A 21,793-nucleotide genomic window follows, 5' to 3' on the forward strand; every position below is an offset into this window, starting at 1 on the left:
TCAGAGGATCGGATACCCGCGAGCACTTGCCTCGCCCACCCGTGTCCGAACGTGGGTGGAGAAGGCGTGCGTTGCCCAACTCGGGTCACGGTGAGCTGATGTGTGGTTGCGGCCCGGCCTCAGAACAGGTGCATCGCCAGGTGGCCGAGCGGCAGGCCGAGCTGCCAGGCGGGGGTCCAGACGCGGGCGTTCTCGTCGAGTCCCGGTGGGAAGTCCGTGTGGTCGGGGCGGCCGGGGTCCAGGTTGGTGGCGAACAGCTCGGTGCCGTCCAGCCAGCGCCACGCCGCGCGGGCCAGTTCCAGGTCGGGGTCCTCTCCCCGGCCGTCCTCCCGGGCCTCCTCGCCGAGGGCGAGGAAGCGGGTGTGGACCCAGTCGCGCCAGGGATGTCCGTACGCCGTGAGCGACAGCCACTCGTCGAGCTGCGAGACCACGCGGATCCCGGAGAGTTCGCCGGCGGCGTCCGAGAGGTAGATGGTCAGCGCGAGGGTGTCCCGCCCGGCCCGGAACTCCAGGGTGCTGACCGGGATCAGCCGGCCCGTGCGCAGCAGTTCGTCTGCGATGTACTCGGCGTAGAGCCAGGCCATGGGCACCGCGAGCCCGCCGTCACTGGTGCCGTTCGTACCCTCGGGCTGCACCGTTCCACCTTCTCCCGCGCGTTGGGCGTCCCGTCTTCAGCCCAGAGCCTTCACCGAGGGGCTCGCGCAGTGGGGGTTGTTTACCCAACTTGGACGGTCTGATGTCGCATTCGATGCGCTTTCTGTCCGGTCCGCGACCCTTCACGGCGTTCCGCGACACGTTCGCCGTTCTGTCCCCACGCGGGCGATTCAGGCGCCGAGGCCGTAGCCGTAGCTCTGGAGGTCCTTCCTCAGGGCGCGCAGGGCGTAGTGGGTGCGGGACTTGACCGTCCCCGCCGGAATGCCCAGCTCGGCGGCGGCCTCCGCCACCGAGCGGTCCCGGAAGTAGACCTCCAGCAGCACCTCGCGGTGCTCCTGTCCCAGCGACCCCACGGCCCGCCGGACGTCGATCGCCGTGACCGTCCCGGCGACCGCGTCCTCGGCCGCGGGCGCCGGCGCCTGCTCCAGCCCCTCGGCCTCCACCTCCCGGGGGCGGGAGAGCCGGGCGCGCCGGGCGTCGATCGCGAGCCGCCGCGCCACCGTGAAGAGCCAGGGCCGCAGGGACTCGTGCGCGCCCGTCAGGGCCTCCGGGTGCTGCCAGAGGCGGACCAGGGTCTCCTGCACGAGGTCCTCGGCCCGCTGGGCGTCCCCGGCGGTGAGGCCGACCAGGAACCCGAACAGGGCCCGCCCGTGCTCGCGCTGGAGCGCGGCCAGTGCGTCGGGATCCGTCCGGGGGAGGGCGGGGGACTGCGGCACGAGCGGCTCCTTCCGGGGGTGGGTCGGGGCCGTGACGGCGCCGTCCCGTCCACCCTCACCCGCACGCGGCCGCCCGGGAACCGTCCTGCGCGGGCCGTGCGCCCAAGCGCCCCCGCGGCCCGACGGGCGGCCGTGCCCCGCGGTGAACGGTCGAACGGCGCGGTGAACGGCACGGAGGGGCGGGCGTTCCCGGTGGGGGGACCCGGCGGGCGTCCCCGGCGGGCGGGCTCGTGGGTGGGTGCGGTGTCGGCCGTCGGGGTGGGCGCGCGTCCGGACGGCGGCCCCGCTTCTTGACTTGGTGCGACCGGTTCTGTGGATTGCAGGGGACCGCATGTCGGATTGTCGTACTAATGGGAGCCGGATTGATGATCCCGCGTACCCGGCCGAGGGCGGCGCTCGCCGTCCTGTCGGCCCTCCTGCTCTCGGCCGCCGCCGCCTGTTCTGCCACGGGGCAGCGCACCCCCGCCCGCCTCGGGGACTCCGGCGCGCCCGCGCCCTCCAGCGCCGCGGGATCCCCCGCCGCCCGGGGCTTCACCCTCGTCGCGAGCGGCGACGTGCTGCCGCACACCTCCGTCATCCGTCGCGCGGCGCAGGACGCGGGCGGCGCGGGGTACGACTTCGGGCCGATGTTCTCCGGCGTCAAGGACGTGGTCTCGACCGCCGACCTCGCCCTCTGCCACATGGAGACCATCTACGGCGAGGAGGGCGGACCCTTCTCCGGATACCCCGCCTTCACCTCGCCGCCGCAGGTCGCCGACGGGCTCAGGGCCACCGGCTACGACGGCTGCTCCACGGCCTCCAACCACACCCTCGACGACGGGGCCGACGGGCTGCGGCGCACCCTCGACCGCTTCGACAAGGTCGGCCTGAAGCACGCCGGTTCCGCCCGCACCGCCGCCGAAGCCGCCGCGGTGACCCTCTACACGGCGGGCTCCGCGAAGGTCGCGCACCTCGCCTACACCTACGACACCAACGGCTACCCCCAGCCGGAGGGCATGCCGTGGGCCGTCAACCTGATGAGACAGGACAAGATCGTCGCGGACGCCCGGGCCGCCCGCACCGCGGGCGCCGACGTCGTGCTGGTGAGCCTGCACTGGGGCACCGAGTGGCAGACCGAACCCGACGAGACGCAGATCTCGCTCGGCAGGGCCCTCACCGCCTCGCAGACCGGCGGCCGGCCCGACATCGACATGATCCTCGGCACCCACGCCCACGTCCCCCAGGCCTACGAGAAGGTCAACGGGACCTGGATCGTCTACGGCATGGGCGACCAGGTGGCGGGCGAGATGTTCAACCACTCGGGAGCGCGCGACCTGCGCGGCAATTACGGCTCCATCGGCCGCTTCACCTTCGCCCCGCCCGCAGCGCCGGGACAGCGCTGGCAGGTCACCGCGGCCGAGTTCGTCCCGCAGATGATGGACCTGTCCGCCGGCCGGGTCGTGCACCTCCCCGACGCCCTCGCCGAGGACCCGGACCGCGCGGACTACGAGAGCGCACGCGACGAGATCGCCGCCGCCGTCCTCAGCCGCGGCGCCGCGAAGGACGGCCTGAAGCAGGCGGGCTCCCGATAGCGGCCGGGGCGTCCGGCGCCGGGGCGTCCGGTGCCGGTGGGCTCAGGGCACCACGGTCACGGGCCACTTGCCCGCCTTGACCAGGCGGACCGCAACCGAGCCCACGATCCGGTGGCCCGCCTGCTCGGACGCCCCGACCACCACCGCGTCCGCCATCAGCTCCTGCGCCGCGCTCACCAGCCCGGCGTAGGGGTCCCCGCGGAAGGTGTGGAACTCCCAGCGCACCTCGTAGATGCCCTTGAGCCGCTCCGCCGACGCGCGGATCTCCGCCACCAGCCCCTCGGCGATCTCCCCGGTGGCGTCCGCCACCGGCGCGCCCAGCGCCGCACCCGCCGCCACCACCGGCTGCACGTACACCAGCGCCAGGAGCGCGTTCTGCCGCCTGGCCAGCCCCGCCGCGTAGGCCGCGGCCCGCAGCGAGGAGTCGGAGCCGTCGACCCCGGCCACGATCACCTTCGGGCCGTCGGTACCGCGTTCGAATCCCGTGTTCACGTCCTCCGTCACCCTGCCGAGCATAGGCCGCGGCCCCGGACGGCCCCGCCCCGGCCCACCGCTCGCCGCGCGCACCGGCCCCGCCCTCCCTACAGTGCGAACCATGAGTGCCACCGTGGAGGAGCAGCACGGAACCCGGAACCGCTTCCTGAACCGGGTGCCGGACGGATTCGGCGCGTTCTTCGGGGCGATCGGCCTGCTGTGCGCCCTGCTCTCGCTCTCCCCCACGCTGCGGCGGCTCCTGCGGCACGTCGTCCGCCTCCTCGACCTGATCGTCGTACCGGTCAGCGCGAACCTCGCCTACGCCGTCTTCCTCTTCCTCTTCGCGGCCGCCCTCGGCACCCGCAAGAAGGTCGCCTGGTGGATGGTCATCACCTATCTGGCCCTGCTGATCGTCGACGACCTCCTCGACATCGCCCTCGGCGACTACTGGATCGGCATCTCGTCGATGGCGCTCGCCCTGGCCGCCATGGCCGTCCTGGTCGCCGCCCGCAAGGAGTTCTACGCCGCCTCGCGCCCCGGGGCCCTCTGGCACGCCCTGATCGTGCTCGGCATCGGCATGCTCGTCGCCGTCCTCCTCGGCTGGGCGCTCGTGGCCCTCTTCCCCGGATCCCTGCCCCGGGGCCAGTGGCTGGACTGGGCCGCCAAGCAGGTCTTCGGCGGCCTCTTCTCCGCCCGGCAGTTCGACGGCCGCCCGCCGCGCCCCCTGTACTTCCTGCTCGGCCTGTTCGGCGCAGTCGCCCTGCTGAACGCCGCCGCCACCCTCTTCCGCTCCCAGCGCCTGACCGCCGCGCTCCACGGCGACGAGGAGCCCCGCATCCGCGCCCTGCTGGGCGCGTACGGGCGCGGTGACTCCCTCGGCTACTTCGCCACCCGCCGCGACAAGGCCGTCGTGTTCGCCCCCAACGGCCGCGCCGGCGTCACCTACCGCGTCGAGGCGGGCGTCGCCCTGGCCAGCGGTGACCCGGTGGGCGACCCCGCCGCCTGGACCGCGGCCATCGACGCCTGGCTGGCCGTGGCCCGCCGCTACGGCTGGCAGCCCGCCGTCATGGGAGCCTCCGAGGACGGCGCCACCGCCTACGCCCGCTCCGGGCTCGGCGCCCTCCAGCTCGGCGACGAGGCCATCCTGCACGTCGCCCACTTCGACCTCGACGGCCGCGACATGCGCGTCACCCGCCAGGCCGTCAACCGGGTCCGGCGAGCCGGCGCCACCACCTCCATCCGCCGCCACTCCGCCCTCTCCGAGGAGGAGATGCGGACCATCGTCGACCGGGCCGACCGCTGGCGGGACACCGAGACCGAACGCGGCTTCTCCATGGCCCTCGACCGGCTCGGGGACCCCGCCGACGGCGACTGCCTGCTCGTCGAGGCCTTCGACGGCGAGGGGGAGCTGATCGCCCTGCTCTCCTTCGTCCCCTGGGGCGCGGACGGCATCTCCCTGGACCTGATGCGCCGCGACCGCACCGCCCCGAACGGGGTCATGGAGTTCATGGTCGCCGAGCTGTGCGCCGCCGCCCCCGGCCTCGGCGTACGCCGGATCTCCCTCAACTTCGCCGTCTTCCGCTCCGCCTTCGAGGAGGGCGGCCGGATCGGCGCGGGTCCCGTCCTGCGGCTCTGGCGCAGACTGCTGCTGTTCTTCTCCCGCTGGTGGCAGCTGGAGGCCCTGTACCGCTCGAACGTCAAGTACGGGCCCGAGTGGTACCCCCGGTTCCTCTGCTACCAGGACGCCGGCTCGCTCGCCCGGGTCAGCCTCGCCTCCGGGATCGCCGAGGGCTTCGTCTCCGTACCGAGCCTGCGCACCCTGTGGGGCAACGCCCACCCCAAGGGCGTCACCGCCCCCGCCACCACCGAGGGGCTGCCCTCCATCGAGTCCCTCGGCCTGGACGCGGTGGGCGACGGGGCGCCGGGCGTCCCGGCCGAACGGCTGCCCGAACAGGTCCGCGTCCGCCACGCCAAGCTGGACCGCATCCGCGCCTCCGGCACCGACCCCTACCCCGTCGGCATCCGCGCCCGCACCCACACCGTCGCCGAGCTGCGGGCCGCCCACCCCGGACTCCCGCCCGGCGCGCGCTCCGGGGAGCGGGTCACGCTCGCCGGCCGCGTGATGGTCGTCCGCGACCTCGGCGGCGTGGTCTTCGCCGTGCTGCGCGACTGGTCCGGGGACGTCCAGCTGATGCTCACCCGCGACGAGGCGGGCGCACAGGTGCTGGACTCCTTCACCTCCCAGGTCGACTTCGGCGACCACGTGCTCGTCACCGGCGAACCCGGCGCCAGCAGGACCGGCGAACCCTCGCTCGTGGTGCGGTCCTGGCAGCTCACCGGCAAGTGCCTGCGCCCCCTGCCCGACAAGCGCAAGGGCCTCGCCGACCCGGAGGCGCGGGTCCGCCGCCGCTACCTCGACCTCGTCGCCAGCCCCGAGGCGCGCGACGTGGTACGGGCCCGCTCCAGCGCGGTCCAGGCGCTGCGCCAGGGCCTGCTGGACCGCGGCTACCTGGAGGTCGAGACCCCGATGCTCCAGCAGATCCACGGCGGGGCCAACGCCCGGCCCTTCCGCACCCACATCAACGCCTACGACCTCGACCTCTACCTGCGCATCGCCCCCGAGCTGTACCTGAAGCGGCTCTGCGTCGGCGGCATGGAGAAGGTCTTCGAGATGGGCCGCACCTTCCGCAACGAGGGCGTCTCCTACAAGCACAACCCCGAGTTCACGATGCTGGAGGCCTACCAGGCGTTCGCCGACTACGACGTGATGCTCGACCTCACGCGCGAGCTCATCCAGGGTGCCGCCACCGCCGCCTACGGGTCGCCCGTCGCCCACAAGGCCGGACCCGACGGGAAGCTCGTCGTCCACGACATCTCCGGTACCTGGCCGGTGAAGACCATGTACGGGGCGATCAGCGAGGCCCTCGGCGAGGAGGTCGACGCCGACACCGAGGAGGCCGTGCTGCGCCGGCTCTGCGACCGGGCCAAGGTGCCGCACGGACCCGAGGACACCCGCGGGGACGTGGTCCTGGAGATGTACGAGCGGCTGGTGGAGGAGAGGACCCAGCTGCCCACCTTCTACAAGGACTTCCCCACGGACGTCTCCCCGCTCACCCGCCAGCACCGGAAGGACCCCAGGCTGGCCGAGCGCTGGGACCTCGTCGCCTTCGGGACCGAACTGGGCACGGCCTACTCCGAGCTGACCGACCCCGTCGAACAGCGCCGCCGGCTCACCGCCCAGTCCCTGCTCGCGGCCGGCGGGGACCCGGAGGCGATGGAACTCGACAACGACTTCCTCGACGCCCTGGAGTACGCGATGCCGCCGACCGGCGGACTGGGCATCGGCGTGGACCGGCTCGTCATGTTCCTCACCGGCCTGACGATCCGCGAGACCCTCCCCTTCCCCCTGGTCCGCCACCGCTGACCGGCGCGCCGCCCGGGTGTGCGTGCGCTGATCAGGTGACGGCAGGGGGGCGCGTCCGTGGCTCTCGACTTCTGCGGCGATGTCGTTGATACGTAGTAATAATGAAAAATGACGAGCCGACCGTAGGGCGTCGGGTGCTGCTGCGTACCGCCGTCTTCGCCGGAGTCGCAGCCGCCGGACTGATCATCTCCGGCAACGAGACCGGCACCCCGGGCACCGCCGGTGCTCCCGGAACCCCCGGAGCCCCGGGCCCCGCCGCAGGAGCACCGGGCTCACTCGCCGGCCGGATCCCCGAGAAGTCCTACCGGCTCCGCCCCATGACGGCCGAGGGGCCCCTGAGACCCCCCGCCGTCAGACCGGCCGTCCGCACCCGCCCCATCCTGGAGCTGCCGGCGGACGCGAGCACGGCGAGCTCGATGGTCCTCACCTTCGACGACGGGCCCGACCCCCGCTACACCCCGGCCATCCTCGACACCCTCTCCCGGTACGGGGTGCGCGCCATGTTCTTCGTCTGCGGGGAAATGGCCACCGAGCACCGGGACCTGCTGCGCCGCATGGCCGCCGAGGGCCACGTCATCGGCAACCACACCTGGACCCACCCGCTGATCCCCAAGCTCGGCCGGCCTGCCCTCGCCGCCGAGATCGGCCGCACGAGCGAGGTCGTCGAGAAGACCGTGGGCGAGGCGCCGAAGTGGTTCCGCGCGCCCTACGGTGCCTGGAACCGGGCCGCCTTCGAGATCGGCGCCGAGCTCGGCATGGAGCCCCTCGCCTGGACGGTGGACAGCCTGGACTGGGAGGAACCGGGGGTCACCACGATCGTCGGACGCGTCCTGCGCGGAGCCGGGCCCCGCGCCATCGTGCTGTCGCACGACGCCGGCGGCGACCGCTCGCAGAGCGTGCACGCCCTCTCGGCCTACCTGCCCCAACTGCTCGCACGGGGCTACCGGATGACCCTGCCCACCCTGCCGGCGCTGCCGCCGCGCTGACGCGGGAGGGACGGCGCCGGCCCGCCGGCGGGGGAGCGGTGCGGGAGAACGGGGGCCGGGGCGACCGGCCCCCTGTCAGCGGGCCTCCACCATGCGCGCGAAGACCACCACGTTGCCGTCGTAGCCACGGGACTTCGAGTAGCCGCCGCCGCAGGTGATCACCCTGAGCTCCGCGTGCCCGGTGTCCCCGTACACCCGGGCGCCCGGGAAGGCGTCCTTGGAGAACACCTCCACGCCGTACACCTCGAACACCGCCGTGCGCCCGTCGTACCGCTCCACCTCGATCCTGCTGCCCGGCTTGACGGAGCCGAGGCCGTAGAAGACGGCCGGGCCGTCGGCGTTGTCCACGTGGCCCACGATCACGGCCGAGCCCCGCTGGCCCGGCGAGATGCCGTTCAGGTACCAGCCGGCGAGGTTGCGGTCCTGCGGCGGAGGCGCGTCGATCCAGCCCTCCGCGTCCAGCCCGACGGTCATCACCGGCGCGTCCACGTTGATCGTGGGGATCCGGACGCGCTGGACCGACGAGTGTTCCAGCACCTCCATGTCCGCGGGCGGTCGCGGCGGGTTCGCCGGCAGCTGTCCGGCCGTCACCGCGACGGCCGAGGCCGCGGTGGGCTGGGGCGGACCGTCGTCGATGTTCACGCCGTTCCGCACCATGGCGAGGCCGGTGAGCATGACCAGGGCGAGCACGCCCCACGGTGAGCGCCTTCGTGACTGCCCGGTCTCGTCCTCGCCCATCGCTCTCCCTTCCCGACGCGGGGGTCCCGACCCGCGTTCCCGTCCCACCCCTGTACGCCCTACGTCACGCACGCTAAGGCCGAGTCGGCAGGTCGGCGACAGGGGAGGGGCGAACGGGTGGCCGCGGCCGGGAAGGAGGCCGAAGGGGCCGGACGGGGTGCGCCCATCCAGGTAATCGTCACATAAATGCCTGACGGGTCGTGACCTGCGGATCCGTCAGCTCCGCGGTCCGATCTTCGGCGTGTCGCTCAACCGGGCGGCCCAAAGCCTGAAATGCGGAGGTTGCGGTGCGACCGGAGGGTTCGACGTGGGAGGCGTTCTCGTCGATCATCCGGGGCCGACGCTCCGGGGCGCTTCCCGCTGGAGGTTCCACCATGCGTGTTCTGCGCGCTCTTACCGTGACGGCGGCCGCCTGCGCCGCCCTGGGCCTCAGTGCCCCGCTCGCCTCCGCGAACCAGGATCCCGGGGGCCGAGGTGGGAACGGGGGCGGCAACGGCCCCAGCAACATCTCGGTCAACCCGTACGCCGTGCACCAGGGCTCCACGATGCAGGTGAGCGCCGCGGGCTGCGGCCACGGCGGCACCGTGACCTCGCACGGGAACTTTCCGCCGGCCAACCTCTCCGCCGGGTCGATCGGCTTCGCGACCGTCCGCGTCTTCAACCACGCCTCGCCCGGGCACCACACGCTGTCGGTCAAGTGCAACGACAGCAACCTGGTCGCCACGCACCGCTTCACCATCCTCCAGGGCAACCCCTCGCAGGGTGGCATCGGCGGATCCTTCGGCCCGTCCACCGCCGAGACGGCGATCGGCGCGAGCCTGGTCGGCGCCGCGGCCCTGGGGGCGGGTGCCCACGTGCTGCGCCGCCGCCGTCCGCAGCGCAGCCGCACCTGAGCCGAACGCCTCCCCGGTCAGGCGCCCCCCGTCCCGCCGGTCGCCCCGAGCCCCTGCCAGGGCTCGGGGCGACCGGCGGTGGCGGGGGAGGAGGGGGAGACGCGCGCCGGCCGGCCGGGGCGGCCGGCCCGGTGTGCGCCCGCCTCAATGGCCGTGGCCGGAACGGCGTCGCCGCAGGGCGTACGCGGTGCCACCTGCGGCGGCGAGGAACAGGGCGGCTCCCGCGCCGAGTTCCAGCGGGTCCATGCCGGCGACACTGCCGCCCAGTCCGCCGCGGACACCGCGGGCGGAGGTCACGGCCCCGGACGGCGGCGGGGCGACCCGGGCCGGCGCGGTGGACGTTGCGGTGGCCGGCGCGGTGGCCGACGCTGTGGCCGTCGCGGGCCTGGTGGAACTCGTCGTCGGAGTGGTCGTCCCGCCGGCGATCGTCAGGTCGGCGGAACCGGTCTCGCCGTTGCAGGTGAAGGAGACCGAGTAGAGGGCGCCGCGCCGGGCGTCCCGGTCGACCGTGACCCGCACGGTGCGGCCGCGCTCGATGCTCACGGTGTCGAAGACACCGGAGGAGGCGGTGGCGTAGGCCGCGTTGCAGCCGCTGACGCCGAGCACCACCTGGCCGCCGGGGGCGACGGTCGAGGGGGTGAGGGTGAATCCGAACGAGGTCTGCCGCTGCTGCTGTTCCTGCCGGGACCCGGCCTCGGCCGCGGTCGCCGTGGGCGCGCAGAGAGCGCCGAGCGCGAGGACGGCGCCCGTGGCGCCCGCGCTCAGCAGGGCGGTGGCGGAGGTACGTATCGCACCCATGGTTGGTCCTCCCGATCCCCGAGGAGCAGCCGCGGAACCGTTTCCGCACATGGGGGGTGGTGCGCCTCGATGTCCGCCACGCTAGGTGCGGGCGCGGCGACCCGCGATCAGGAACGGGCGAATGGGGCATGCCCGTGGGCCGAACCGGGGACGGGAGGCCCGTCCCCGGTTTGCCGGGCGGCCTCAGCCGCCGAGGTCCAGGTGGGAGAACTGGTTGAGGAACGGCTCGGCGGTGGCGGAGATGCCCCGCCCGAACGGCGCGTCGAAGTCCCAGATGAGGAACAGCAGGAAGGCGATCAGCGCGCTGAACAGGCCCGCCAGGAGCATTTCCCGGAAGGAACGCCTGATCTGGAGGGTGAAGATCAGCCCCACCGTCACCAGGGCGCCGGCGATCAGCCCGAACCACACCACCCCCGGCATGGTGGCCCCGGCGCTGTCGCCGCGGGCACTGCGCACGTCGTCCACCACCGCGACCTGGTCGACCAGCGGCTGGTAGGCCTGCCCCTCGTGGTCGGTCTGCGGCACGTAGTCGGTGACGTCCCGGCGGATACGTTCCAGCAGCTGCGTGCCGCGGTCCGTGAGCTCGCCCTGTTCCGCCATGACCTTCCACTCGGTGTTCACCACGTAGGTGACGTACGCGTCGACGCCGGCGCGGATCCGCGCCCTGACCTCGGCCGGGTAGACCTCGGACCGGACGCTGATCTCGTGCAGGGCCTGCGCCTCCTGGCGCACGTATTCCTGGGCGGCTCCCCGGCCTTCCCAGACTCCGGCGATCGCGAGGCCCAGCACGATCGCGTAGATCACCCCGATCATCATCGTCATGTACTCGATGACGTCCGGGGTCTCGTTCGGATCGTCGTCCTCGCCGATCCTGCGGTGATTCAAGAAGGCGATGGACAGCACCACGGCACAGGCCGCGGCCATCGCGAGGGACAGGACGAGCCATTCCGACAAGATGACTCCAGATCGGTCGACGGTGGGCGGTTCACCGGGGGCGCAGCGCGACGATCGCGAGCACCGCGGGAGCCGCGGTCAGCAGGGTGAAGGTGACGGGCGAGATGTGGTGCTCTACGGGTTTGCGGGCGGCCGTCCGGTAGGCCGGGCGGGCCACCTGTTTCGGCGCCGGAGTGGCCGCCGGGGGAGGGGGCGGGGGTGCGGGCGCCTCGGCCGCGCGCGGCGGCGCGGGTGCGGGCCGGGGCGCGGGTGGCGGGGGCGGTGCGGGCTTGGGCTGGGGTTTGGGCGCCGCCCGGGGAGGCGCGGGCTTCGGCGGCGGTGCCGGCTCGGGCGGCGGAGGCGGAGGCGGGGGCGGAGGTGGAGGCGGGGGCGGAGGTGGCGGGGGTGGCGGTGGGGGCTCCGGGGTGGGAGGGGGCGGGGTGGGTTTCGGCGGCGGCTTCGGAGTCGGCTTGGGCGGGCACGGAGGCGGCGGCGGAGGCGGGCAGTGGGGGCGTCCGTGGTGCCCGCCCCCGGGCCGGCCGCCACGGTGTCTGCCGTGGTCGGAGCGGCGGTCGTCACCGTGATGTCCACCACCCGCGCGGTCTCCCCGGCCGGCTGCGGTGGCCGCCGCGACCACGGCGGACGCGGTCGGGCCGTCGCCGGATCGGCTCTTCGGGTAGGCGCTGCTATCAGCCACGGCCGGAGTGGTGGCCAAGGCCGCCCACAGCAGGACCGGGACCGCCATCAGGCGCCTGGCACAGGCTCTGTTCACCCGGGGAGCATGGGCCCGCGCGCGCCCGCGCACGCGAGGCTCGGGTTCGGTTCGCCTGAACGGGTGGAGTGTGGACCAGAGAGGTTTGAGCCAGGTTCGGGCCGGTGCGGGACGGCTCCGATCGGCCTCCGGTCAATTCTCAAAAGGGATTTGTCGGTAACGGTCAATCGCCCCTCGGGGGCCGCGCGGCGCCTTTGGTGTGTGACGAAGAACGGATCACCAATTTCCGCTTTTGCTCGCCCTGTTGGGAAATGATCAGTACATTCGGCTCGGACAGGAGTCCGACCGCGGACGGACCGCCGTAGGAACAACGCTTGGAGATCCCGATGGAGCGCCCCGCCTGGGCCCCGCCAGGCATCGACATATCGGTGCCGAGCGTGTCCCGCATCTACGATTACTACCTGGGCGGGTCCCACAATTTCGAGGTCGACCGCCAGGCGGCCCGCAGGGCCATGGAATTCATGCCGGGACTGCCCAAGATCATGCAGGCGAACCGGGCATTCATGCGCCGCGCCGTCCGGCACGCCGTCGCCGAGGGCGTCACGCAGTTCCTCGACATCGGCTCCGGCATCCCCACCTTCGGCAACGTCCACGAGATCGCCCAGGCCGCCAGCCCCGAGGCGCGCGTGGTGTACGTCGACCACGACCCGGTCGCCGTCGCGCACAGCGAGGCGGTGCTCGCGGGCGACGACCGCACCGGTGTCGTCGCCGCGGACCTGCGCAAGCCGCAGGAGATCCTCACCGCTCCCGCGGTCGGCCGGATCCTCGATCTCGACCGCCCCGTCGCCCTGATGCTCGTCGCCGTCCTGCACTTCCTGGAGGACTCGGACGCCCCGTACGAAGCCGTGGCCGAACTGCGCGAGGCGCTGGCCCCCGGCAGCATGCTGATCCTCACCCACGCCTCCTACGAGGGGATCCCGCTCACCGAAGAGATCGCGAGCGGCACCGTCGGCGTCTACCGGGACATCCGCAACCCCCTGGTGATGCGCACCGGCGAGCAGATCCGGAACTTCTTCGAAGGGTTCGAGATGGTGGAGCCCGGGCTCGTCTCCATGCCCGACTGGCGCCCCGACCGCTCGTCGGGAGCGGACGGCGCAGACGGCACGGACACGGAGGCACCGGAGGATCCCTACGCCTTTTCCGGCTACGGCGGCGTGGGACGCAAGGCGTGAGACTTCCGGCACAGACGGCGGGCTCGCCGCACACCGCCGCCGGTCCCGGGTCCGCACCGGGCGGGGCGGCGGCGCAGTCCGCGGCCCCCCACGGCGGCATCGAGGACCGGATCTCGCGCTTCGCGACGATCTGGGGCCGGGCGATCTTCCCGGTCACGGCGACTTCGCTGACCCGTCCCGAGTTCGAACGGCACCTGCTGCCGCTCACCCGGACCCTCACCGAGGCCCTGCACGCCCGGCCCTTCGACGCGGCCGTGGCCCAGCGGGTGGGCGCCGAACTCGTCGCCGTGCACTGCACCGACCCCGAGGCCCTGGCCGGGACCCTCGGTGTGATCGAGTCCTACCTCGTGCTCTACTGCGGCCCCGACGGACTCGAGGGCTCCGGCGTGGAGGCGACCGCCGAGTACCACGCGCGCTGCGCCCGGCTCCAGCACGCCATCGCGGCCGGGTACGCCCGGGCCCTGCGCGAGCGGACACTGAGCGAGCAGGAGGCCATCGCGCGCTCCGCGCTGACCGCCCGCAGTGACGCCCAGCAGGCGCTGCACGCGAGCGAGGAGCGCTTCCGCGCCGTCTTCGAGGGCGCGGCCGTCGGCATCGGCATCGCGGACCTGGACGGCAACGTGCTGGAGGTCAACGACACCCTGCTGCAGATGTTCGGCGGCCTGGAGGGACACGTCCGCAGCCGCAACGTCAGCGAGTGGGGCCACCCGGACGACACCCCGCACGTGTGGCGGATGTACGGCGAGCTGGTCCGCGGCGAACGCGAGAGCTACCGCGTGGAGAAGCCGTACTACCGCCACGACGGGACCGTGCTGTGGACGAACCTGACGGTGTCGCTGCTGCGCGACGCCGAGGGCAAGCCGCAGTACCAGCTGGCGCTGATGGAGGACACCACCGAGCGCCGGCTGCTGAACCTCCGCCTGCGCTACGAGGCCACCCACGACGCCCTCACCGGCCTGCCCAACCGGACGCTGTTCTTCGAGCGGCTGGAGAAGGCCCTCGCAGGCTCGGGCGGCACCCACTACGGGCTGTGCTACCTGGACCTCGACGGCTTCAAGGCGGTCAACGACAGCCTCGGCCACTCGGCGGGCGACCGGCTGCTGGTGGAGGTCGCCGACCGGCTGCAGAGCTGCGCGACCGGCCCCGGTGAGGTCGTCGCCCGGCTCGGCGGCGACGAGTTCGTCGCGCTGACCACCGGCGGCGACACCGAGCAGAAGGTCACCGACCTCGCGGTGCGCATCCTGACGGCCCTGTCCACGCCGATCCGGCTGGAGGGACGGGAACTCACCGTCCGGGGCAGCATCGGCATCGTCGAGGGCCGGGCCAAGGAGCGCACCCCGGCGGAGGTGCTGCGCAGCGCCGACATCACCATGTACCGGGCCAAGGCGGCCGGCGGGAACCGCTTCGAGTTTGCCGACGCCGAGGCCGACGCGCGGGCCATCACCCGGCACGGCCTGACCAACGCCCTGCCGGCGGCGCTGGAACGCGGCGAGTTCTTCATCGAGTACCAGCCGCTGGTCCACATGCGCGACGGCACCGTCCACGGGGCCGAGGCGCTGGTGCGCTGGTCGCACCCGCAGTACGGGGTGCTCGGTCCGGACCGCTTCATCCCGCTCGCCGAGCGGACCGGGCTGATCGTCCCCCTCGGCCGGTGGGTGCTGGAGGAGGCCGTCCGCCAGGCCCGGGTCTGGCAGCACGAGCACGGCGGCTCGGCCCTGCGCATCAACGTCAACCTCTCGCCGACCCAGCTGCACCACCCCGGTCTGGTCGCCGACACCGTGGCGGTGCTGGAGAAGTCCGGCCTCGCCCCGGGTGCGCTGTGCCTGGAGGTCACCGAATCGGCCCTGATAGGGGCCGACGACGAACTGCTGGAACCCCTGCGCAGGCTCGCCGACCTCGGCGTGGACATCGCACTCGACGACTTCGGGACCGGCTACTCGAACCTGGCCAACCTGCGGCGCCTGCCGGTCAGCGTGCTCAAGCTCGACCGCTCCTTCACCCAGGGGATGCAGCAGCAGCCGGCCGACCCCGTCGACGTCAAGATCGTGGAGGGCATCGTCGCCCTGGCCCACAGCCTCGAACTCGCGGTGACCGTCGAGGGCGTGGAGACCGGCGCGCAGGCCGCCCAGCTCCGGGCCCTCGGCTGCGACACCGCCCAGGGCTGGTACTACGCGCGCCCCGGAGCACCGGACCGCATCCACACGCTGTCCCTCTCGGACGCGGTGCCCGCCCCCTCCTGACCGGCCGGGATGCGGGGCCGCGTCCGGACCCGGGGCCGGACCCGGGAGCCGCGGTCGGCTCCGGGGCAGCGTCCGGTCCGGGCCGGCGCGGTCAGTCCTCCCGGCGCAGACCGGCCTCCGTCCCCCGGCCCGGCTCGCGGACGGCGGCGAGCACCCGCTCGTAGCGCCGTGTCGTGTCGGCGAGCAGGTCGGCCGCCACCGGCAGCCGCTCCGCCTCGTAGGCGTCGAGGGCCGCGTCGCCGCCCGGCCCGGCGAGCGCGGCGGACAGTGCCCGCCCGAGGGCGGCCGCGTCCTGGATGCCGGTGTTCATGCCCAGCCCGCCGGCTATCGGGTGGACGTGTGCCGCGTCCCCGGCGAGGAGGGCCCGGCCCTCCCGCAGCCGGGGAGCCATGCGGACGTTGACCCGCCAGGAGGAGAGCCACGTCGGGTCCGAGAGGCGCACCCCGGGCATCCGGGCGTGGCGGTCGAAGATCCGCTGGAAGCCCTCCAGGGAGGGCGGTGCCGCGACGCCCTCGGCGTCGGTCTCGGGCGAGGCCTGCAGCTGGAAGCTGTCGGTGCCCGGCATCGGGCACAGCAGGATCCCGCCCCCGTCGGACGAGAACCACTGGTGCCAGACGTCGCGTCCGAGCCCGTGGGCCCGGACGTCCCCGAGAACCATCGCGGGCTCCCGCTCTCCGCTGCCCTCGAAGGGGATCCCCAGGAGCCCGCGGGTGGTGCTGTGCCCGCCGTCGCACCCCGCCAGGTATCCAGCCTCTATCGTGCCGCCGTCCGCCAGCTCCGCACGCACCCCGTCCGCGCCCTGTCCGATCCCGGTGAGCCGGGAGCCGTACTCGACGCGGACGCCGAGACCGGCCAGCAGCTCGCGCAGCACCTCCTCGACCTGCCACTGGCCGATGAGGAGTCCGCCGTCGACGGTGGTGTCGCCGACGTGCTCCCCGTCGAAGTACTTGCGCAGGGTCGTCGTGGTCCGGCCCAGGGCGGTCAGGCGGCCGGCGACGCCGAATCCCGCGAGGACCCGGAGGCTGTCCTCCTGGAGGCCCTTGCCGCGCGATTCCCGGTGGGGCGCGGCGCGTTGTTCCAGGACGCGCACGGCGGCACCGCGGCGCGCCAGGTCGCAGGCGAGCGTGAGGCCCGTGGGGCCGGAACCCGCGATCAGCACATCGGTCATCGGAAGATCCCCCTCGTCGAGTCGTGTGTCGTCGATCTGTCGGTGACTCAAGGAAAGCGCCTCCGCCGACAAAATGCAACCAAGTCACAAAATTGACCTGGTAATGATTCGGCGTTAGGCTGGGCGCATGGAGAACACGACGGGTCTGCGCGAGAGCAAGAAGCTCCGGACGCGCCACAGGCTGGCTGCCACCGCGCTGGAGCTCTTCCTGGAGCGGGGCTTCGACGCCGTTTCCGTCGCGGACGTCGCGGCCGCCGCCGAGGTGTCCAAGCCCACGCTCTTCCGGTACTTCCCGGCCAAGGAGGACCTGCTCCTCGACCGGTTCGCCGACCACCAGGACGAGGCGGCCCGCATCGTGCGCGACCGGGCGGCGGGCCAGACCCCGGTGCGTGCGCTGCACGCGCACTTCCTCGCGGCCCTGGCGGAGCGTGATCCCATCACGGGCCTGTGCGACCACCCGAACGTGCTCGCCTTCGAGAGGCTGCTCCACTCCACGGAGAGCCTGGAGGCCCGGATCACCCGCTACACCGCCCGCGAGGCCGAGTTGCTCGCGGCGGTGCTCGAAGCCGAGGCGGTCGATCCCCTCGCCGCCCGTTTGGCCGCCGCGCACCTGATCACGGTCCGCCAGGAGCTCGGCCGGGCCAACTGGCGGATGATCGAGGGCGGTCGCAGCGCCGACGAGCAGTACCCCGCGGCCGTGGCGGACGCCGACCGCGCCTTCGGCATGCTGGCCGCCGGCCTGGACGCGACCCTGCCGGAGGCCCGCTGACCGGCCCGCCGACGGGCCCGCGGCCCGTCCGGCGGCCCGTCCGGGAGATCAGTCCACCAGCATCCGCTTCAGTTCCCGTGCCGCGCGCGGCGGGGCCACGTCCGTGCGGTGGGCCAGCGCGATCGTGCGCCGCAGCGGCGAACCGGCGAGACGCGTCGCCCGCAGGCCGGGGCCGGCGCGGTCCGCCACCATGGCGGGGACCACCGCGATCCCCAGCCCGGCCCGCACGAAGCCGAGCACCGCGTCCATCTCGCCGCCCTCCACCGTGAAGACCGGTTCGAAGCCCTCCGCGCGACAGGCCGCCACCGTCAGCTCGCGCAGGTCGTACCCGTGCCGGAACATCACCATCGGCCGGTTGCGCAGCCCGCGGATCGTCAGCTCCCCGCCCCCGCCCGGCGGCGGGAGCTCCGCCGAGGACACGACCACCAGTTCCTCCGTCAGCAGCTCGACCGTGGTGAGGGCCGGGGCCGCCGGGGGCAGCGGCAGGACGATCAGGGCCAGGTCCAGCGCTCCGCGCGCCAGCTCCCGTACGAGGTCCAGCGAACCGCCCTCCTCGATCAGCAGCCGGATCCCCGGATGCGCCGTGTGGAAGGCCCGCAGCACGTCCGGCAGCAGGCCGGTGCACACGCTGGGCGTGGCGCCGAGGCGGATCCGCCCGCGCCGCAGCTGGGCCAGCTCCTGCACCTCCAGCCGGGCCGTGTCCGCGTCCGCCAGGATCCGCCGGGCCAGCGGCAGCAGGGCCTCGCCCGCTTCGGTCAGGGCGATGTTGCCGCGCGCGCGACTGAACAGCTCCGCGCCCAGCTCCCGCTCCAGGGCCTTGATCTGCTGGGACAGCGAGGGCTGGGCGACGTGCACCCGTTCGGCGGCCCGGGTGAAGTGGCGGGTCTCGGCGACGGCGACGAAGTAGAGGAGCTGCTGGAACTGCATCGTCCCAGGTTAGCCCGGGTGATAGAGGGCGGCTATCGAGATGAGCTCCATCATGTCTTGGACCTTTCGGGACCTCCGTCCTTACGGTCATGAGCATGGCTCTGGCAACGCGGACGGATCGACGGCCGTCCACCCCGCGCACCATCTGGGACTCCTCCGTCGGCAAGAAGTCCGTGATGGCGGCCTCCGGGCTGGTCATGCTGGGCTACCTGGTCGTCCACATGCTCGGCAACCTGAAGATCTTCTTCGGCGCCGACGAGTTCAACGGCTACGCGCACTGGCTCCGCACCCTCGGCTCGCCCTTCCTGCACCACGAGTGGGCCCTGTGGATCGTCCGAGTGGTCCTGGTGGCCGCCGTCGTCGCCCACGCCGTGTCCGCCTACCAGCTCAGCCGCCGCGACATCAAGGCCCGCCCGGTCAAGTACGCCCACAAGCGGCGCCGCGCGAGCTACGCCACCCGCACCATGCGCTGGGGCGGCGTCATCCTCGGCCTGTTCATCGTCTGGCACCTCCTCGACCTCACCACCCTCACGGTCAACGAGCGCGCCTGGGCCGGCCACCCGTACGAGAACGTCCTCGCGACCTTCTCCACCTGGTACGGGAACACCGTCTACCTCGTCGCCATGGCGGCCCTCGGCCTGCACGTCCGCCACGGATTCTGGGCCGCCGCCCAGACCCTCGGCGCCGGCCGGGCCCGCCGCGACAAGGCCCTCAAGGCCACGGCCAACGGCCTGGCCCTCGTCCTGTTCGCCGGGTTCGTCTCCGTCCCGGTCGCCGTCATGACCGGAGTGGTGAACTGACCGTGAGCAGCTACGCGAACCACACCACCGGCGAGCCGATCGCCGACACCAAGGCACCCGGCGGCCCCGTCGCCGAGCGATGGGACCGCCGCCGCTTCGAGGCGAAGCTGGTCAACCCCGCCAACCGGCGCAAGCACACCGTCATCGTCGTCGGCACCGGCCTCGCCGGCGGTTCGGCGGGCGCCACCCTCGCCGAGCAGGGCTACCACGTGGTCCAGTTCTGCTTCTCCGACTCGCCGCGCCGGGCCCACTCCATCGCCGCGCAGGGCGGCATCAACGCCGCGAAGAACTACCGCAACGACGGCGACTCGGTGCACCGCCTGTTCTACGACACCGTCAAGGGCGGCGACTTCCGCGCCCGCGAGTCCAACGTGCACCGCCTCGCCCAGATCTCCGTGGAGATCATCGACCAGTGCGTGGCCCAGGGCGTCCCCTTCGCCCGCGAGTACGGCGGCCTCCTCGACACCCGCTCCTTCGGCGGGGTCCAGGTCTCGCGCACCTTCTACGCCCGCGGTCAGACGGGCCAGCAGCTCCTGCTGGGCGCCTACCAGGCGCTCTCCCGGCAGATCGCCGCGGGCAACGTGGAGATGCACGCCCGCACCGAGATGCTCGACCTGGTCGTCGTCGACGGGGTGGCCCGCGGCATCGTCGCCCGCGACCTGATCAGCGGAGAGATCACCACCCACTTCGCCGACGCCGTGGTCCTCGCGAGCGGCGGCTACGGCAACGTCTTCTACCTCTCCACCAACGCCATGAACTCCAACGCGACCGCCGTCTGGCGGGCGCACCGGCGCGGCGCCTACTTCGCCAACCCCTGCTTCACCCAGATCCACCCCACCTGCATCCCGCGCACCGGCGACCACCAGTCCAAGCTCACCCTGATGAGCGAGTCCCTGCGCAACGACGGCCGCATCTGGGTCCCCAGGGCCAAGGGCGACACCCGCCCCGCCGCCGACATCCCCGAGGACGAGCGCGACTACTACCTGGAGCGGATCTACCCCTCCTTCGGCAACCTCGTGCCCCGCGACATCGCCTCCCGCGCCGCCAAGAACGTCTGCGACGAGGGCCGCGGCGTAGGCCCCGGCGGGCAGGGCGTCTACCTCGACTTCGCCGACGCCATCCGCCGCATGGGCCGGGACAAGGTCGCCGAGAAGTACGGCAACCTCTTCGACATGTACGAGCGGATCACCGCGGAGGACCCGTACGAGGTCCCCATGCGGATCTATCCCGCCGTGCACTACACGATGGGCGGCCTGTGGGTGGACTACAACCTGCAGACCACCGTCCCCGGCCTGTTCGCGATCGGCGAGGCCAACTTCTCCGACCACGGCGCCAACCGCCTCGGTGCGTCCGCCCTCATGCAGGGCCTCGCCGACGGCTACTTCGTGCTTCCCTCCACCATCAACGACTACCTCGCCCGCCACCCCCACCGCGACACCGTCGACTCCACCCACCCCGAGGCGGTGGCCGTCGTGCGCGAGACCCGCGAGAGGCTGGAGCGGCTGCTCGCCGTCGACGGCGACCGCACCCCCGACTCCTTCCACCGCGAGATCGGCGAACTCATGTGGGAGTACTGCGGGATGGCCCGCAACGACGCGGGCCTGCGCAAGGCGCTCGAGCGCATCCCGCAGATCCGCGAGGAGTTCTGGCGCCGGATCAAGGTCCCCGGCACGGGGGAGGAGTTCAACCAGTCGCTGGAGAAGGCCAACCGCATCGTCGACTACCTGGAACTCGCCGAGCTCATGTGCCTCGACGCGCTCCACCGCGCCGAGTCCTGCGGCGGCCACTTCCGCGAGGAGTCACAGACCCCGGACGGCGAGGCGGCCCGCCAGGACGACGCCTTCTCCTACGCCGCCGCCTGGGAGTTCACCACCACCGGCGCCGCCCCCGTCCTGCACAAGGAAGACCTCGTCTTCGAGTACGTCCACCCCACCCAGCGGAGCTACGCATGAAGCTCACCCTGCGCGTCTGGCGCCAGCGCGGCGCCGACGCCCCCGGCCACATGGCCTCGTACGAGGTCGACGGGATCTCCGAGGACATGTCCTTCCTGGAGATGCTCGACACCCTCAACGAGGACCTCATCCTGCGCGGCGAGGACCCGGTCGCCTTCGACCACGACTGCCGCGAGGGCATCTGCGGCGCCTGCAGCCTCGTCATCAACGGCGACGCCCACGGCCCCGAGCGCACCACCACCTGCCAGCTCCACATGCGGTCCTTCACCGACGGCGACACCATCGACGTCGAACCCTGGCGGGCCGCGGCCTTCCCCGTCGTCAAGGACCTGGTCGTCGACCGGGGCGCCTTCGACCGGATCATCCAGGCCGGCGGCTACATCACCGCCCCCACCGGCGCCGCCCCCGAGGCGCACGCCACCGCCGTGCCCAAGGCCGACGCGGACTTCGCCTTCGAGCACGCCGAGTGCATCGGCTGCGGCGCGTGCGTGGCGGCCTGCCCCAACGGCTCGGCGATGCTGTTCACCTCCGCCAAGGTCAACCACCTCAACGTCCTCCCGCAGGGATCGCCCGAGCGCGAGACCCGCGTGCTGGACATGGTGGCCCGCATGGACGAGGAGGGCTTCGGCGGCTGCACCCTCACCGGCGAGTGCGCCACGGCCTGCCCTAAGGGCATCCCGCTGCCGTCCATCGCGGCCATGAACAAGGAGTGGCTGCGGGCCGTGCGCAAGGGCCCGCGCTGACCCGGACCGAGGACGGGGGCGGGCGGCGTCGCCCCACGGGGTGCGGGACCGCACCGGCCGCGG

At 73.0% G+C, this 21,793-nt stretch carries 19 protein-coding genes; 10 read left to right on the forward strand and 9 right to left on the reverse strand.

Annotation, left to right across the window (positions count from 1 at the left end):
• Positions 1 to 119: 119 nt before the first annotated feature.
• Both ACPU2J_RS29420 and ACPU2J_RS29425 read right to left on the reverse strand, forming a co-directional pair.
• Complete coding sequence (locus tag ACPU2J_RS29420; protein WP_361593645.1) at positions 120 to 584, reverse strand: hypothetical protein; 465 nt, start codon at positions 582 to 584, stop codon at positions 120 to 122.
• Between the two features lie 240 nt (positions 585 to 824).
• On the reverse strand, positions 825 to 1,370 hold the full coding sequence (locus ACPU2J_RS29425) for a sigma-70 family RNA polymerase sigma factor (RefSeq protein WP_361593487.1): 546 nt from the start codon (positions 1,368 to 1,370) through the stop codon (positions 825 to 827).
• A 365-nt stretch (positions 1,371 to 1,735) separates the two neighbouring features.
• Between ACPU2J_RS29425 and ACPU2J_RS29430 the strand changes: the two genes are divergently transcribed.
• Positions 1,736 to 2,941 carry a CapA family protein gene (locus ACPU2J_RS29430; protein WP_423834380.1) on the forward strand — a complete coding sequence of 402 codons (1,206 nt, stop codon included), beginning with the start codon at positions 1,736 to 1,738 and terminating at the stop codon, positions 2,939 to 2,941.
• Positions 2,942 to 2,983: 42 nt separating this feature from the next.
• On the opposite strand, the gene ACPU2J_RS29435 is transcribed toward ACPU2J_RS29430, so the two are convergent.
• Positions 2,984 to 3,457: a universal stress protein gene (locus ACPU2J_RS29435; protein ID WP_420078871.1), complete on the reverse strand. Its 474-nt coding sequence runs from the start codon at positions 3,455 to 3,457 to the stop codon at positions 2,984 to 2,986.
• Between the two features lie 79 nt (positions 3,458 to 3,536).
• On the opposite strand from ACPU2J_RS29435, the gene lysX reads away from it, so the two are divergent.
• Positions 3,537 to 6,839: a bifunctional lysylphosphatidylglycerol synthetase/lysine--tRNA ligase LysX gene (gene lysX, locus ACPU2J_RS29440; RefSeq protein ID WP_420078870.1), complete on the forward strand. Its 3,303-nt coding sequence runs from the start codon at positions 3,537 to 3,539 to the stop codon at positions 6,837 to 6,839.
• A gap of 101 nt (positions 6,840 to 6,940) precedes the next feature.
• Entirely contained in the window at positions 6,941 to 7,825 is an 885-nt protein-coding gene (locus ACPU2J_RS29445; protein WP_365071038.1) for a polysaccharide deacetylase family protein, read from the forward strand.
• Between the two features lie 75 nt (positions 7,826 to 7,900).
• Here the strand turns inward: ACPU2J_RS29445 and ACPU2J_RS29450 are convergent, their stop codons facing one another.
• Entirely contained in the window at positions 7,901 to 8,563 is a 663-nt protein-coding gene (locus tag ACPU2J_RS29450; protein ID WP_420078869.1) for a class F sortase, read from the reverse strand.
• A 374-nt stretch (positions 8,564 to 8,937) separates the two neighbouring features.
• Between ACPU2J_RS29450 and ACPU2J_RS29455 the strand changes: the two genes are divergently transcribed.
• Positions 8,938 to 9,456 (forward strand): hypothetical protein, encoded by a 519-nt coding sequence (locus tag ACPU2J_RS29455; RefSeq protein ID WP_399816602.1) that lies wholly within the window; start codon positions 8,938 to 8,940, stop codon positions 9,454 to 9,456.
• A 144-nt stretch (positions 9,457 to 9,600) separates the two neighbouring features.
• Here ACPU2J_RS29455 and ACPU2J_RS29460 read toward each other — a convergent pair whose 3' ends face one another.
• The 3 genes from ACPU2J_RS29460 to ACPU2J_RS29470 form a co-directional block, all read right to left on the reverse strand.
• Positions 9,601 to 10,254, reverse strand: a complete 654-nt coding sequence (locus tag ACPU2J_RS29460) for a hypothetical protein (RefSeq protein ID WP_420078868.1) — start codon at positions 10,252 to 10,254, stop codon at positions 9,601 to 9,603.
• A 183-nt stretch (positions 10,255 to 10,437) separates the two neighbouring features.
• Positions 10,438 to 11,208, reverse strand: coding sequence for a hypothetical protein (locus ACPU2J_RS29465; RefSeq protein ID WP_420078867.1), 771 nt, complete (start codon positions 11,206 to 11,208; stop codon positions 10,438 to 10,440).
• 31 nt (positions 11,209 to 11,239) lie between these two features.
• Positions 11,240 to 11,365, reverse strand: a complete 126-nt coding sequence (locus tag ACPU2J_RS29470) for a hypothetical protein (protein WP_360880681.1) — start codon at positions 11,363 to 11,365, stop codon at positions 11,240 to 11,242.
• 920 nt (positions 11,366 to 12,285) lie between these two features.
• On the opposite strand from ACPU2J_RS29470, the gene ACPU2J_RS29475 reads away from it, so the two are divergent.
• Complete coding sequence (locus ACPU2J_RS29475; RefSeq protein ID WP_420082310.1) at positions 12,286 to 13,131, forward strand: SAM-dependent methyltransferase; 846 nt, start codon at positions 12,286 to 12,288, stop codon at positions 13,129 to 13,131.
• Entirely contained in the window at positions 13,128 to 15,371 is a 2,244-nt protein-coding gene (locus tag ACPU2J_RS29480) for a putative bifunctional diguanylate cyclase/phosphodiesterase (RefSeq protein ID WP_389070846.1), read from the forward strand. Before ACPU2J_RS29475 ends, ACPU2J_RS29480 begins: the two co-directional genes overlap by 4 nt.
• Before the next feature lie 91 nt (positions 15,372 to 15,462).
• Here ACPU2J_RS29480 and ACPU2J_RS29485 read toward each other — a convergent pair whose 3' ends face one another.
• Positions 15,463 to 16,539 carry an FAD-dependent monooxygenase gene (locus tag ACPU2J_RS29485; RefSeq protein ID WP_365138517.1) on the reverse strand — a complete coding sequence of 359 codons (1,077 nt, stop codon included), beginning with the start codon at positions 16,537 to 16,539 and terminating at the stop codon, positions 15,463 to 15,465.
• Positions 16,540 to 16,666: 127 nt separating this feature from the next.
• On the opposite strand from ACPU2J_RS29485, the gene ACPU2J_RS29490 reads away from it, so the two are divergent.
• On the forward strand, positions 16,667 to 17,308 hold the full coding sequence (locus ACPU2J_RS29490; RefSeq protein ID WP_423834381.1) for a TetR/AcrR family transcriptional regulator: 642 nt from the start codon (positions 16,667 to 16,669) through the stop codon (positions 17,306 to 17,308).
• A 48-nt stretch (positions 17,309 to 17,356) separates the two neighbouring features.
• Here ACPU2J_RS29490 and ACPU2J_RS29495 read toward each other — a convergent pair whose 3' ends face one another.
• Complete coding sequence (locus tag ACPU2J_RS29495; RefSeq protein ID WP_420078864.1) at positions 17,357 to 18,235, reverse strand: LysR family transcriptional regulator; 879 nt, start codon at positions 18,233 to 18,235, stop codon at positions 17,357 to 17,359.
• A 95-nt stretch (positions 18,236 to 18,330) separates the two neighbouring features.
• On the opposite strand from ACPU2J_RS29495, the gene ACPU2J_RS29500 reads away from it, so the two are divergent.
• The 3 genes from ACPU2J_RS29500 to ACPU2J_RS29510 are packed head-to-tail and all read left to right on the forward strand — an operon-like array spanning position 18,331 to position 21,730.
• Complete coding sequence (locus ACPU2J_RS29500; RefSeq protein ID WP_420078863.1) at positions 18,331 to 19,035, forward strand: succinate dehydrogenase; 705 nt, start codon at positions 18,331 to 18,333, stop codon at positions 19,033 to 19,035.
• A gap of 2 nt (positions 19,036 to 19,037) precedes the next feature.
• Positions 19,038 to 20,987 (forward strand): fumarate reductase/succinate dehydrogenase flavoprotein subunit, encoded by a 1,950-nt coding sequence (locus ACPU2J_RS29505; protein ID WP_423834382.1) that lies wholly within the window; start codon positions 19,038 to 19,040, stop codon positions 20,985 to 20,987.
• Entirely contained in the window at positions 20,984 to 21,730 is a 747-nt protein-coding gene (locus ACPU2J_RS29510; protein WP_136231111.1) for a succinate dehydrogenase/fumarate reductase iron-sulfur subunit, read from the forward strand. The genes ACPU2J_RS29505 and ACPU2J_RS29510 overlap by 4 nt, the downstream gene beginning before the upstream one ends.
• Positions 21,731 to 21,793 lie beyond the last annotated feature (63 nt).

Source organism: Streptomyces manipurensis, assembly GCF_049570255.1.
In the GTDB taxonomy this organism is placed as follows: Bacteria; Actinomycetota; Actinomycetes; order Streptomycetales; family Streptomycetaceae; genus Streptomyces; species Streptomyces manipurensis.